Source organism: Thermogutta terrifontis (assembly GCF_002277955.1).
Taxonomy (GTDB): domain Bacteria; phylum Planctomycetota; class Planctomycetia; order Pirellulales; family Thermoguttaceae; genus Thermogutta; species Thermogutta terrifontis.
In genome coordinates, this window is record NZ_CP018477.1 from 4,554,037 (window position 1) to 4,566,339 (window position 12,303).

Genomic DNA, 12,303 nt, shown 5'->3' on the forward strand with positions numbered 1-12,303 from the left:
GCCCCGCGCGGCAGAGGTACTGGCCAGCCACCTCAGGTGATCTGGGGAGATTGACGCGAGGGTGCAGCCAGGTATCCTCTTTGAGCGCGCTATTGGTGTTACTCAGATAAGGGAGCGTCTCTAATGCCTGATTTCATAGATTGTCCATGTGCTGGGGGTACCCTCGACCGGCTCATCCAGCCTGCCGTTCCGATCGTGCTGGCCGAAGGAACAATTCATGGGTACCCGTTGGCAGCGCGGGTCAGAGAGCGGTTTTCTCTTGGCGGTCAGAAGCCCGATATGTCGGGAATCTATCGCTTTCTGAAGGTGATGGAAGAAAGGGGGCTTGTCGCATCATCGTGGGACCTTGCACATCGGGGGCCTGCCCGACGTCGCTATGCGATAACACCCGATGGATTGCGTTGTCTTGCCCAGTGGGTTGAGACGCTCCAGCGCTACCGTGACGGAATCAACGATCTGCTCGGCGCGGCGCGGATCGCCGTAAAGAAGCAGGCGGAAACAGCAGAGGCCCCGCGCTCGTAATGCCATCGCAAGTCCAGTCGGGAGGCGTACTTCCGTGAGCATTCTCAATCTGACCACCGCCGAGAAATGTCCCGCCGAATCCCTCGGCACATATTTCCTGCTCTTCTTGGGCTACGGTGTTGTACGTAGCGCCGTGCTGACGGGCTCGCAGAGCGGCCTGTGGCAAGTGGCCGTCGTCTGGGGATTAGCCACCATGCTGGCGATCTATGTGGTGGGACCCATCAGTGGTGCGCACATCAACCCAGCGATCACGTTGGCGTTTGCCGCCAAAGGGCGGTTTCCGTGGCGGCTGGTCCTGCCGTATGTGGCCGCCCAACTGGTGGGAGCGTTTGTGGCCGCAGGGACACTTTTTTTCATTTTCTCTCCCTGGCTGGCAGCCAAGGAAGCAGAAAAAGGTGTTGTGCGTGGGCAGCCAGGCAGCGAGGTGACCGCGATGTGCTACGGGGAGTACTTTCCCAGTCCCGGCCCCTTGGCGACGGCGAGTGGTCCCTATTCCCCCGAAGCGGCCCAAAGGCTCAACGCACTGGTCAGCGAGTCTGCGGCGTTTCTGGCCGAAATGCTGGGGACTATGATCCTGGGGGTGGTGGTGTTCGCCGTTACCGATCCGCGGAACCCGGAAGGTCCAGGCCGATTGGCGCCGGTCTTGATCGGGTTGATGGTCGTAGCGCTGATTTCGGTAATCGCCCCGTTGACACAGGCCTGCTTCAATCCGGCAAGGGACTTTGGATCAAGGTTGTTTGCATTCCTTACGGGCTGGGGCCAAGTGGCCCTGCCCGGTCCGACGCCAACCGGATTTTTCAGTGTTTACATTGCCGCACCCCTGATGGGCGCCATCCTTGGGGCTCACTTGTATGACCGAGTATTACATCCCGCTAAACCCGATGCTTCAAGCTAGGAGGTGGAACGAATGACACGCTTTTTGCTCCTTTGCTGGGTTACGTCGATGTGCGTTCCTGCCCTTGCTGCGGAACAGTCTACGCTCGACCCCGATGCTCCTTACCAGGCGGTGCGGTCCAACCCCGTAACCTATAAGGTCGACTTCAGGGTCGTGGTCACCGCGCCGTACAAGACCAAGGTGCTCAAGGTCTGGTTGCCGCTGCCGGAATCGGATTATGGGCAAGAAGTCACCGAAGGGGAGCTCACCACGTTTCCCGTTAAGGTTGAGCCATCGATTGCGAAAGAAGAAATGTTTGGGAACAAGTTCGCATACTTCGAGTTTACCGAGCCGCAGGGCGCCCTGATTATCCGGCACCAATTTAAGATCAAGGTTTGGGAGTTGCGATGGAACCTGAATCCTGACCGAGTCATTTCGGTCAGCCAGTGGCCTGCCTCCTTCGACCGTTATCGGAAAGGTGAAAGCCAGTCGGTAGTAGTGGACGATCGGTTCGAGGCCCTCTTTTTGCAGATCGTTCCGCAGCGAGGCAATCCGCTACGCGACATGTGGGCGGTCATGACCTGGGTAATCAAGAACTTTCAGTATGACCACGCGGACGCGTCTCTTCAGGCGAGTTCGGTCCACGGCTTAGAAAAACGTCGGGGGCATTGCAGCGACTACCACGGGTTCTGCGCGGCGATGGGGCGCGTCATGGGGTATCCCACCCGCGTGACATACGGCATCAACACCTTCCCGAAAAACTCCCCATCGCACTGCAAACTTGAAGTGTTTCTGCCGCCATATGGCTGGGTCAGCTTCGACGTGTCGGAAACCCAGAAGCTAATTGCAGCCATCCAGAACGATCCTCACATGGATTCCACTCGCAAGGATCGCTTGACGAAGGCCGCCCTCCACCGGCTACTGGCGGGCTTCCGAGATAACACGTGGTTCCTCCAGACCAGGGGGACGGATTACCAGTTGGCGCCACCCGCTAGCAAACGAGTGCCTGTGGTGCGCACGATCTATGCGGAAGCCGATGGCGTCCCGTTACCTGAGCCCGATCCGGCCAACAAGACCCAACGGACATTCGCATGGATGACCGCCCACCACTACGCGCCGGACAGACCCGTAACCGATCCGTTCGAGGATTTCACCAGTCTAGAACGTGTTTCATTGGCTGACGATGCCAGGGATTAGTACCACAGCGCAGCGTTATGGGATCGGCTCAGCATCTTGTGGCCGAAGCAATCACATCAGCACAACATGTGGTGGGTGCATTGTGGTGTTTGGGTAACTCTGCGCTGTAGTATTAGGAGACGTCACACATGTCCAAGACTCGACTCATCCTTGTAGGCGGTTTTCTCGGCGCCGGCAAAACCACACTCCTGTCCCAAGCGGCGGTTCGGCTGACTCGCCAGGGCAAGCGCGTGGGATTGGTGGCGAACGACCAAGCAGCCGACCTGGTTGACACAGAAATACTCAGGCAGACCGGGACGCCAGTTGAGGAGGTAGCTGGTGGTTGCTTCTGCTGTCGTTTTCCCGACATGATCGCCGCGATGGAGCGGCTCATCCGGGAGTCAAATGTGGACATCGTGCTGGGCGAACCGGTCGGCAGTTGCACCGATCTGTCGGCCACGGTGATACAGCCCCTCAAAGACCGTCATCCGGACAAGTTTGAAATCGCACCATTCTCGGTACTCGTCGATGGGAAGCAACTCCGCAGTCTGGCCAAGTTACAAACATCGGGCGATGTTGCGCCACCGGCCCGCTTCCCGGATAATGTTCTATACATCTACCACAAGCAGCTCGAAGAAGCCGATCTCATCGTACTCAATAAGTCCGACTTGCTCTCGCCGAGCGAGTTGTGCGAAATCAAGGCGTTGCTGGCGGAGCGATTTCCCAATGTGCCATTGCTTGCGATGTCGGCCCTTACCGGCGAGGGGGTGGACGCCTGGCTCGACTTCGTCAGTCAGGATCAAGGCGCGGGCCGTCGCATTGCCGCCGTCGATTACGATACGTATGCCGCCGGCGAGGCCGCACTGGGATGGATGAACGCCTCGGCCAAACTGCGATCCCATGATGATCTGGATTGGGGCACCTTCGCCACCCAGTTATTGGAGGCCATCCGTGCCAAGCTGCGCGACCACTCCGCCGAAATCGCCCATCTGAAGCTCTTCCTTTGGAACCGTGGAGCTTCGACCGCGGGGAATATCACGAGCAACGACAGCCCGGTCTCCGTCCGGGGACACATTGACCGGACACAGCATGCGGTATCGCTGTTAATCAATGCGCGGGTGCATGTGCAACCGAACACGCTCTCCGGCATTGTGGAAGAATCGCTACGAAGCGTTGCCGCGAGCCATCAAATCGAGCTGACGATCACCAATATGCGCAGCTTCTTCCCTGCAAGGCCGCAGCCCACAAATCGCTACGAGAGGGTCGTGTGATAGCTGCCCTCCAATGGCCTCCTGCCCTCTCCCAGCGAATTCTGCGGCACTTGGCGATCTTCCTAATAGAGCAGCCCCACGCTTAACCGGCACATCCCCATTTTTGTATGGGGCTGTAAGAAGCGAAAGGTTCGGTGTGTCGCAGGGGCAATTCATGAATTGCCAATATGGTTATACGGGCATCGAACTTAGCAGATAAAGATTGGCCTGTGAATTGCGTTGTTCAACGTCGCGATGTGGGCCCGACGGGCAAGTCCTTCCAAGCTGAATTTCACTCGCGCGAGAGGTCTCCGCGAGGTGCGGAGTGCTTACTCGCGACAGAGGAAAAGCGGGGATGCGGGGATGACTCAGCACGCATAACTCTTGACACATTGAGTCCAATTTCTCATAATCCCGCCGTTTTATGAGAAAATATCGATTGTCTGCGGGTGCCCAATTTGAGTGGATACCACGCGACCGGCGCACTATTTCCGAAAGTTGTTTAGCCATTTCCCCACACTGCCGGGTGGGCAAGGGATGTTCGCGCGCGGAGCTGAGACGCGGCAGCAGAGCGTTTTTCCTCGGCGGTGGGTGGTATCCCTTGTCATCTTTGGCGTCACGATCTGGGGCTTGGCTTTTGCTGAACAGGTCGCCACGGACCTTGCCGCGACCGGCTCGCTCTCTCACTCCACACCGGGCAGCATCACATCGTCTGGGGCGTCCTCCGAAGAAAGCTGGGTATGGATTTCCGGTGGAACAGGCGAGGTTTTGACCTCTGCCGAGGAGCCTGCTCCTCAGTCCCTCCTTGCCGTGCCACCCCTGGCGCAATTGGAGCCGCCACAATCCGCCCAATTGGGAAAAAGGGACACCTTCGAGGAGGCGCCTACGGTGGGGACCCACGCCTTCGAGATGGCAGGCGTGGCGGCGGCCCAGAACGGTCTTTCCATCGCAGAATCACCATCATCCGTCATCTGCTGCCCCCCAGGCGGTCCTGTCCGCAGGATTCTGCGAGGAACCGTGTCGCGATTGCAATCGGCTGGGAAGTGGGAACCCTGGATCGAGCGCCCGGTAAGTACCGGAATCTTTTTGGGCTATGCCTGGGGCACCGAGCTTGTAGACAACTGGGTGGAAGAACGCGACGGCTGGTGGGGAGGTCTGCGGCTGGGCTGGGATTGGCACCCCCATTATGGGGTGGAAACGCGTCTTTCGGTGGGCAGCATCGACCTGTGGGACCATCCATCTGCCGTCGCAACGGCCCAGGCCCAAGGATTGAATACCGGCCGGGATCGCTGGGCCCGATCTGTAGGCTGGGACGTGGGGCTACTTTATTTTGCTTCCAAAGACGATCCGTGGCAGCCCTACATTTACTGGGGCGTGGGGATGACGCACATCGACTTTACCGATGTTCTGGGAACAAGTTACGAGGGAACATACTTCACCATGCCGCTAGCGCTCGGGCTCAAATTTCGCCCCGTTTCAGGTCCGGTCTTCCGGATTGAGTTCGTGGATCAAATCATTTTTCCTTCTCGATTCAACGTGACCCATCAGTTCTCCGCGACCATCGGGATGGAAATGCGATTTGGGAAAAAACGGCGGCTCTACTGGCCATGGGAACCCGCCTGGCCGTGAGCTGCCGCATTGCGTTCCCAGAGCGGTGGGACCGCTCCGCAGACCTGAATGCGGAAGCACTTGGAACCTGATCATCCCACGTGATCATTTCAGTGTGTTCTCCCACGTACCCCGCGTCGTGGACAAGTCTTACGCGCGTTGGGGAGCCTGTTTGATGTCTGAGGATTCCTGCCACGGATTGTGCCAGTCGCCCCAGTGTTCCAGATACATGCGGGCGGCGCGATCGGTTTTGGCCTTTTCGGCCAGCCAGGATTTCGTTTCCTCCACAAGCTGGTGTTCTTCCTCGAGTGTCAACTGTCCCACCAGGACACGCGATCGCAGGAAGATGAAATAGGTATCGAGCACGTCGCAGCGGCAGTAATCGTTAATCTCGAGGAGCCGCCCCTCACGGTAGAGGTCCTGGACCATGTGTCCGACGATTTCCATCTTGCCTGGTTTGCCGAGAAGATGGGCCGCCAGGTTCAAGCCCCCGCTGAAGCGTGTTGAGCCGAAGTTCGTGAGAAGTTCGCACAAATCCAGGTGGTACTGTGTGTTGTAGCGGTTGCGGGGCTGATCCATGGCCCGGGCGTTGATCTGAAACCACCCCGGAATACTGATGCCGTACCGAAAGGCGGCCAGCTCCAGAAGAGGGATATCGAACGCTCTGCCGTTGAAGGTGACCAATGTTGGCCGCTTGTAAGCTTCCCACCCTCGCCAGAACAAATCTGTCATCACGTGCGGCCGAAACTGTGGTTCGTCAAGCACTACCAGGTCCACGAGGCGGAACGACTCGGTTACTTTGGCGATCGCAATCGCGACAGGTACCTGGTAGGTGTAGGGAATGAAATCGCTGTCATATTTTTCGATAAGCTCGTGCCGATATCGCTCGACGGCCTCTTCGGGCTCGATGTCCTCATGAGGATAGCGGAGTTTGGCCACCAGATCAGGGTCGGCCACGCTTTCTACATCAAACACGAAATAGCGGATGTCGTGGGCCATGGCGATTCTCCGCAGCGTTGGGAATGCGATCAGCGGTCATAGGCGAAGCGGTGCCTGACCAGCTTGTGTGGACAGCGGCACCGATTTTCAGACGAGTTAAAGGAAACGAGCCGACGATTCCTTGTACACGTACTGGCATCCGGAAACAATCAGTCAAATTTGGGATTGAGAGCCATCAGTCGTTTCTCCGTCTCTTCCATCAGGGCATCTTCTTCTGCTTCGTTCGCGGCCTGGTACGTCACCGAAAACCGCAGATGGGGACCGGCGTCATCCCAGGGGACCGTCACGATGGAGTGTTCGGTAATGAGGTAATGAGCCAGGTCTTCGGCCGTTTCAAAGCGCTGTCCCGCAATCTCCCGCGGACATCTGACATAAAGAAAATACGTTCCGCCGGGCATTTCGCACTGAAAACCGCAACGTTTGAGGGTGGCCACCAGTTTCTCCAACCGCCGGCGGTATTTCTCCCGAGTCCGACGAGGGATTTCCGGGTTGTCCAGCGCCGCGATGCCGGCCTTTTGGATGGCGATGAACTGCCCTGAATCACAGTTGTCTTTGATGTCGGCAAAGGCCTGAACGATTCTGGGATGCCCGCAAACCCATCCCAACCGCCAGCCGATCATGTTCCATCCCTTGGACAGGGAATGGACTTCCACTCCGACCTCTTTGGCTCCCGGTACCTGAAGGAAGCTGAGCGGGCGATCCCGATAACTCAGCATGAGATGGGCGGCATCCTGGATGACGACAAGCTCGTGTTTGTGGGCAAAGTCGATGACCCGTCGGTAAAAATCCACCGTTGCCACCTGGCCGGTTGGACTATTGGGATAATTCAACACCAGCAGCTTGGCCCGCTTCAATACGTCCGCGGGAATTGAATCGAGATCAGGATAAAAATCATTCTCCGGCAAAAGTGGCAGTTTATAGACCTGCCCGCCGTAGTACCGGGTGTGCGTTCCCGCCACAGGATAGCCGGGCACCGTCATGAGAGTGACGTCTCCGGGATCGATGAACGCCGCGGGAAGCATTGCCAGGGCGGTTTTCGATCCGATGCAGTGGTTGATCTCCGTCACCGGGTCCAGCTCGACACCGAACTCCCGAAGCATGAACCGTGCCACGGCTTCCTTGAAGGCGGGAATCCCGTTATCAGCGTAACCTCGGTTTTCGGGCTTGTTGATCTCCTCCGCCATCACACGGCGGACCGACTCGTCGGCCATCTCATCGTTTTCACCGATCCCGAAATCGATGAGTTTTCTTTCCGGATGCTCGGCCAGCACGCGCCGCTTGGCACGCTTGATTTTTTCAAACTTGTAGATCTCAGTTCCCTTGCCGTACTGGCTGCCGCCGATTCGCTGGGCAAACAGTTTTTGGAAATAGGGATCACTCATCGCTTGGACACCGGATGTTGCTTGCCAGTTGGTCGATGATATTGGTAAGGTCTTTTAGCTTAAATTCATCCTTCCGGCAACGAAATGTACGGTCCTTATTTTGCACAGTGCAACTTGGGCACCGAAAGACACTCCGCCAGGGTCTGTGCAGCTTTCAACCACCATCCTTTTCGACGGACCGTGCTCGACGGAGCACAGATTCGACGCTGGCAGGTGGTTGAAAACCATGATCGAGATAAGCGCCTCATCCCCGTATTGTGTAGCAGTGGGGCGCCACAGGCAAGGACGACGCCTGGCATCCGAAAAAATTTCCGCTTGGCGGTGGCTTTTTGATCCAGCGGGCACGACAAGCGTGCCCCTCCGAACGATTTCTCGGAGGGCCCTGCTTGTCAGGTCTACATTCCGCCGATTGCACGGTAGGGGCAATTCATGAATTGCCCCTACAACGTCGGAGGGACCCGCTGGTCGGGCCCGATGAGCACCAATTGATCGCCCATGCCTCCTCATCGGGCACGACAAGCGTGCCCCTCCGAACGATTTCTCGGAGGGACCTGCTTGTCAGGTCCGTTCGCAAACCCAGGACGATCCATCCCGAGTTGTCACACCGCCTCTTTTACAGTGTAATGACGCGTATTGGCGCCGCGACAGTTGATCACCGAGGAGACATCCCATGCACCACCGACAAAATTGGCCATTCTCGATTAAGCGAACGATGGGCTGGACGGTTGTGGGGAGTTTTGTGTTGCTTCTCGCGGCCGGTTGTCCCCGAAACGAGCCGAAATCTCCGGCTGTGTCTTCGCAACCGCCGGGACAGGCCCCGCGCGCTGCAGCCAAGACGGAGACGCTCGATAGCTCGTCGGGTCCGCCGCGGACAGGCCAGGGGACCCTTGCGGAATCCCTCGAGAAAAAAGGGGCCAAATGCCGGCTGGATGACGACGGCTATCTGATCGCGGTGGATGCGGGAACCGCCAAGCTCACCGATGCCGATGTGGCGCCGCTCAAAGAAGCGCGACGCCTCCGCTCGCTCCGCCTCACCGGCTGCCCAGTCACGGATGACGGCCTGGCCGTGGTGGCCGGAATGAAATCTCTCAAGACCTTGGGGCTGGATAACACGGGGATCGGTGACGCCGGGATCAAACACGTGGCAGGGCTGTCCGAGTTGGAAGAACTCTTCCTAACAGCAACCAAGGTAACCGACGCAGGCCTCGCTGCCATCGCCCAGTGCCACTCCCTTAAACGATTGCGGCTGCGAGGCACCAGAATCACCGACCGCGGCCTCGCCGCGCTCACCTCGCTGAGCGCACTTACCGATCTCGACCTCAGCGAGACGGCCGTCACCGACGCCGGACTTTCCGAGCTGGCTAAAATACCGTCACTTGCCAAACTGAATTTGTGGAGCACGCAGGTGACGGATGCAGGCTTGCCTATCCTCGCCGAAATGAAGCAACTCACATGGCTCAACCTGGATAACACGAAAGTCACCGACGCAGGCCTGCCCCATTTGGCCGCACTCACAGAGTTGGAATTCCTTCATCTCGGACGCACAGCGATCACCGATGGTGGGCTGGAACCTTTGTTCAGCCTCAAAAAACTGAAAACTATCCACGTCACCCGGACGAAAGTGACCGAAGCCGGGGCGGAAAAGCTGCGTCAGGCCCTGCCGGGCTGCCAGGTGATCTCCAAGGTGGAGGAGAACTCGCCGAACAACCAGTGACGCCGCGATAGTCTATTGAGACACAAAATCATCGGCAATGTTGAACGGGGTCGGGGCCTATTAGCGCCCTATCGCCCCATAGAGCTTATCACCAAGAAAGGAATAGCCATGCTGCCAGAAAAGAAGTGGATCCTTGATATGACGGATGGATTTCGGCCGACGGCAGTCGTGGGGGCTGCTGCCGAATTGGGGTTGTTCGACCTGATTCCGGACGAGGGAATTACAGTCCCAGAATTGGCCCGCAAGGCAAACGCCTCGCTGCGGGGAATCCAGGTGCTGGCGGATGCGCTTGCTGCATTGGAGGTCCTGGAGAAAAAGGGGGACCGGTATTTTGTGCCCCCGAAACTGCGGCCCGTCCTCAGTGAAAACAGCCCGGAAACAGCCATCCCCATGTTGCGGCACCGAATGTCCATGATGCGCGGATGGTCTCAGTTGGCCTGGGCGGCCAAAGCGGGATTTCCTGCTCCCAAAACGTCGGGAATTCGCGGGCCAGACGGAGACCTTCAGGCTTTCGTTTTGGCCATGGATGTCATCTCGCGCGAGGTGGCCGACGATGTGGTGCGGCAACTCCTGCCGCTTCAGTTCAAAAAAATGCTGGACGTGGGCGCCGGCCCGGGAACATGGACCTTTGCCTTTCTCCGCGCGATCCCTGAAGCACGGGCCATTCTGTTTGATCTGCCCCATGCGGTCTCGCTGGCCCGCCAGAAGGCCGAACAGGCAGCTTTGGCAGACCGCGTGGAATTCGTGGTGGGCGACTTCTATCGCGATGAACTTCCCTCGGGAGTGGATTTCGTCTGGGTCAGCGCGATTGCCCATCAGAACTCGCGGGAACAGAACCGCGAGCTCTTTCGGAAAGTGTATCGGGCCCTGGAGCCGGGAGGACAGATCGCCATCCGGGATATCGTCATGGACGCCAGCCGCACATCCCCCGTGGATGGTGCACTGTTCGCCATCAACATGCTCGTCAACACACCTGCCGGCGGAACATACACGCTGGACGAGTACCGCGAAGACCTGATGGCCGCCGGCTTTTCGGAACCTCACTTGCGGATTCGCACGGAAAACATGAACAGCGTCATCCTTGCCCATCGCCGCTAGAGGGGCAATCGCCAGGCGGTGGATGTAACCTATGAGGGCCACCACCGGGCGACGGACGGCTCCCGCGGGCTGCCTATTTCAAAAGTTGGAAATGTTCGCGGATCGACCGCCGACCGACGCATGGAAAAGGGACTCCGCCAGGATTGGTGTCGCGGGCCACTTCGCAGCCAGGAGTTTTCCGCCCGGCCAAACCCACGGAAAAAGTTCTTTTTTACTTTCCAAGAAGTGCCCGGAGGTTTTCCTGGACAGGCTCCGTGCCGGGGATCGAGGAAAGCTCGCGAAGGCCCTTCTCGGCCTCAGCACGGAATTCGGTGGAACGCCCCTCCCCGGTCAAGGTGGCCTTCCACTGGCGGAACAGTCGCGTGAGGTTGGCCTGAACGGGCTGGGAGTTGGGGGCGCATCGCAGTGCCCAATACAGCCTCTCGGCAGCCTGGGAAAAATGCCCGGCCTCGGCCAGCGCAATCGCCCAGTTGTTGAGGCTGGCCAGCAGGTTATCTTTCGCCGACTGATTTGTGGGGTCCAGACGCAACGCGATGATGTTGGCATAAAGGGCCCGGTCGAACTGGTGCGCAAAGAGGGCGTCCACGCCACGGTTGTAATAAATCGTCCCCACAATCTGCGTTTCCGACATCGTGCGTCCCTGATCATAGAGCTGCCAGTCGCGTTCCGTGGCCCGGGAGGTAGAAACCAGTCTCCTCAAATCCTCTCTCTCAGTCTCGTCTTCAGTACTGAGGGCAGGCCCTCTCGTCGCCAGGCGGAATTGCGGCATGCGAAACACTTCATCCAGCCACCGCGGCGCGGTGCACTCCACGGGTATTGAGGCAAAGGTCGTCTCCACGCGGCAAAAAGCGTGGGTGGGAAGCTGCTGAATCCTCGTGGGATATCCGGCCGCCTCGGCAAGAAGCTTGAAAAGAATGGCCGCGCTCACGCAGTTGTAGCGACCCGTTTTTAAGGTCACGCCCGGGTTTGTGGCATCGATTTGATATCCGCCCGTAAGAATCTTGTTGTGAAGGTAGCCAAACACGCTGCGGATTGCCGAAAATTCATCTGGCGACTGCCGGGCGACGACCTTCACCGTAGTTAGGTGTTTGTCGAAGATTCGCTGGTAATCGGCAACTTCGCATGCCGAAGTGCCGCCCGCCACGAGAACGGCCTGAAAGAACGAGAAATCCTCCATTCGCTGGTCCTCGCAATCCTGCACCAGGCGCCATTCGTCCTCACTCAGTGGGCAGGGGCTCCAATCCGCCGCACGCTGTTGCAGTTGCTCCAGCAGATCTGCCGAGATCGCGGTGGCCTGCACGCTGCTTCTGGAGCTTCCGTTGAGCTCCCGGAGAAAATGCGGTTTTTTCATTCCCGCCAGGCCGACTGCCCCTGCGGTAGTTCCCCCTGGATTGCCGCCCAAACGGGGTGTCAGCTCGGCCGCCGAGTAGTTTTCCTGGTGATTTGTTGGTGCGTTACCGCCGGGTGGAGTCCCATCGCGTTGCGAAGCGACCGGCAGCCCCGAGCGGGAATGGGCAAGCTGGCCGAGTCCCAGCACCAAGCCGCCGAAAAGAACCGCCGCGGCCAGTCCCGAACCGATCCTACGGCCACAGCCAGCGACGGATTTCATGATGCCACTCGCGGAAGCGTCTCTCATGGTGGGCCTATTTCTGGAGGCATGCAGCAACTGGTAAAGAATTC

10 protein-coding genes are annotated in these 12,303 nt (G+C 58.4%); 7 read left to right on the forward strand and 3 right to left on the reverse strand.

Annotated elements, in window-relative coordinates; all coding sequences use genetic code 11:
* Positions 1–123: 123 nt before the first annotated feature.
* The 5 genes from THTE_RS16880 (at position 124) to THTE_RS16900 (ending at position 5,451) form a co-directional block, all read left to right on the forward strand.
* On the forward strand, positions 124–522 hold the full coding sequence (locus tag THTE_RS16880; RefSeq protein ID WP_095416541.1) for a PadR family transcriptional regulator: 399 nt from the start codon (positions 124–126) through the stop codon (positions 520–522).
* Between the two features lie 34 nt (positions 523–556).
* On the forward strand, positions 557–1,417 hold the full coding sequence (locus THTE_RS16885) for an MIP/aquaporin family protein (protein WP_157732198.1): 861 nt from the start codon (positions 557–559) through the stop codon (positions 1,415–1,417).
* A gap of 12 nt (positions 1,418–1,429) precedes the next feature.
* On the forward strand, positions 1,430–2,593 hold the full coding sequence (locus THTE_RS16890; protein ID WP_095416543.1) for a transglutaminase-like domain-containing protein: 1,164 nt from the start codon (positions 1,430–1,432) through the stop codon (positions 2,591–2,593).
* A 128-nt stretch (positions 2,594–2,721) separates the two neighbouring features.
* Entirely contained in the window at positions 2,722–3,843 is a 1,122-nt protein-coding gene (locus tag THTE_RS16895; protein ID WP_095416544.1) for a GTP-binding protein, read from the forward strand.
* A 516-nt stretch (positions 3,844–4,359) separates the two neighbouring features.
* Complete coding sequence (locus THTE_RS16900) at positions 4,360–5,451, forward strand: hypothetical protein (RefSeq protein ID WP_095416545.1); 1,092 nt, start codon at positions 4,360–4,362, stop codon at positions 5,449–5,451.
* Positions 5,452–5,580: 129 nt separating this feature from the next.
* Here the strand turns inward: THTE_RS16900 and THTE_RS16905 are convergent, their stop codons facing one another.
* Together THTE_RS16905 and THTE_RS16910 are read right to left on the reverse strand one after the other, a co-directional pair.
* The gene (locus THTE_RS16905; protein ID WP_095416546.1) at positions 5,581–6,429 is read right to left on the reverse strand and encodes a 3'-5' exonuclease; all 849 of its coding nucleotides are present in this window, start codon (positions 6,427–6,429) and stop codon (positions 5,581–5,583) included.
* A 149-nt stretch (positions 6,430–6,578) separates the two neighbouring features.
* Positions 6,579–7,811 (reverse strand): LL-diaminopimelate aminotransferase, encoded by a 1,233-nt coding sequence (locus THTE_RS16910; RefSeq protein ID WP_095416547.1) that lies wholly within the window; start codon positions 7,809–7,811, stop codon positions 6,579–6,581.
* Positions 7,812–8,481: 670 nt separating this feature from the next.
* Between THTE_RS16910 and THTE_RS16915 the strand changes: the two genes are divergently transcribed.
* Together THTE_RS16915 and THTE_RS16920 are read left to right on the forward strand one after the other, a co-directional pair.
* Entirely contained in the window at positions 8,482–9,525 is a 1,044-nt protein-coding gene (locus tag THTE_RS16915; RefSeq protein ID WP_095416548.1) for a leucine-rich repeat domain-containing protein, read from the forward strand.
* Between the two features lie 108 nt (positions 9,526–9,633).
* A complete protein-coding gene (locus THTE_RS16920; RefSeq protein ID WP_095416549.1) occupies positions 9,634–10,623 on the forward strand; it encodes a methyltransferase in 990 nt (329 codons plus the stop codon).
* Between the two features lie 211 nt (positions 10,624–10,834).
* Here THTE_RS16920 and THTE_RS16925 read toward each other — a convergent pair whose 3' ends face one another.
* On the reverse strand, positions 10,835–12,232 hold the full coding sequence (locus tag THTE_RS16925) for a transglutaminase-like domain-containing protein (RefSeq protein ID WP_095416550.1): 1,398 nt from the start codon (positions 12,230–12,232) through the stop codon (positions 10,835–10,837).
* Positions 12,233–12,303 lie beyond the last annotated feature (71 nt).

Coding starts and splice junctions, on each gene's coding strand:
- THTE_RS16880 (WP_095416541.1), top strand. CDS start 124: ATGCCTGATTTCATAGATTGTCCATGTGCTGGGGGTACCCTCGACCGG.
- THTE_RS16890 (WP_095416543.1), top strand. CDS start 1,430: ATGACACGCTTTTTGCTCCTTTGCTGGGTTACGTCGATGTGCGTTCCT.
- THTE_RS16895 (WP_095416544.1), top strand. CDS start 2,722: ATGTCCAAGACTCGACTCATCCTTGTAGGCGGTTTTCTCGGCGCCGGC.
- THTE_RS16900 (WP_095416545.1), top strand. CDS start 4,360: ATGTTCGCGCGCGGAGCTGAGACGCGGCAGCAGAGCGTTTTTCCTCGG.
- THTE_RS16905 (WP_095416546.1), bottom strand. CDS start 6,429: ATGGCCCACGACATCCGCTATTTCGTGTTTGATGTAGAAAGCGTGGCC.
- THTE_RS16910 (WP_095416547.1), bottom strand. CDS start 7,811: ATGAGTGATCCCTATTTCCAAAAACTGTTTGCCCAGCGAATCGGCGGC.
- THTE_RS16915 (WP_095416548.1), top strand. CDS start 8,482: ATGCACCACCGACAAAATTGGCCATTCTCGATTAAGCGAACGATGGGC.
- THTE_RS16920 (WP_095416549.1), top strand. CDS start 9,634: ATGCTGCCAGAAAAGAAGTGGATCCTTGATATGACGGATGGATTTCGG.
- THTE_RS16925 (WP_095416550.1), bottom strand. CDS start 12,232: ATGAAATCCGTCGCTGGCTGTGGCCGTAGGATCGGTTCGGGACTGGCC.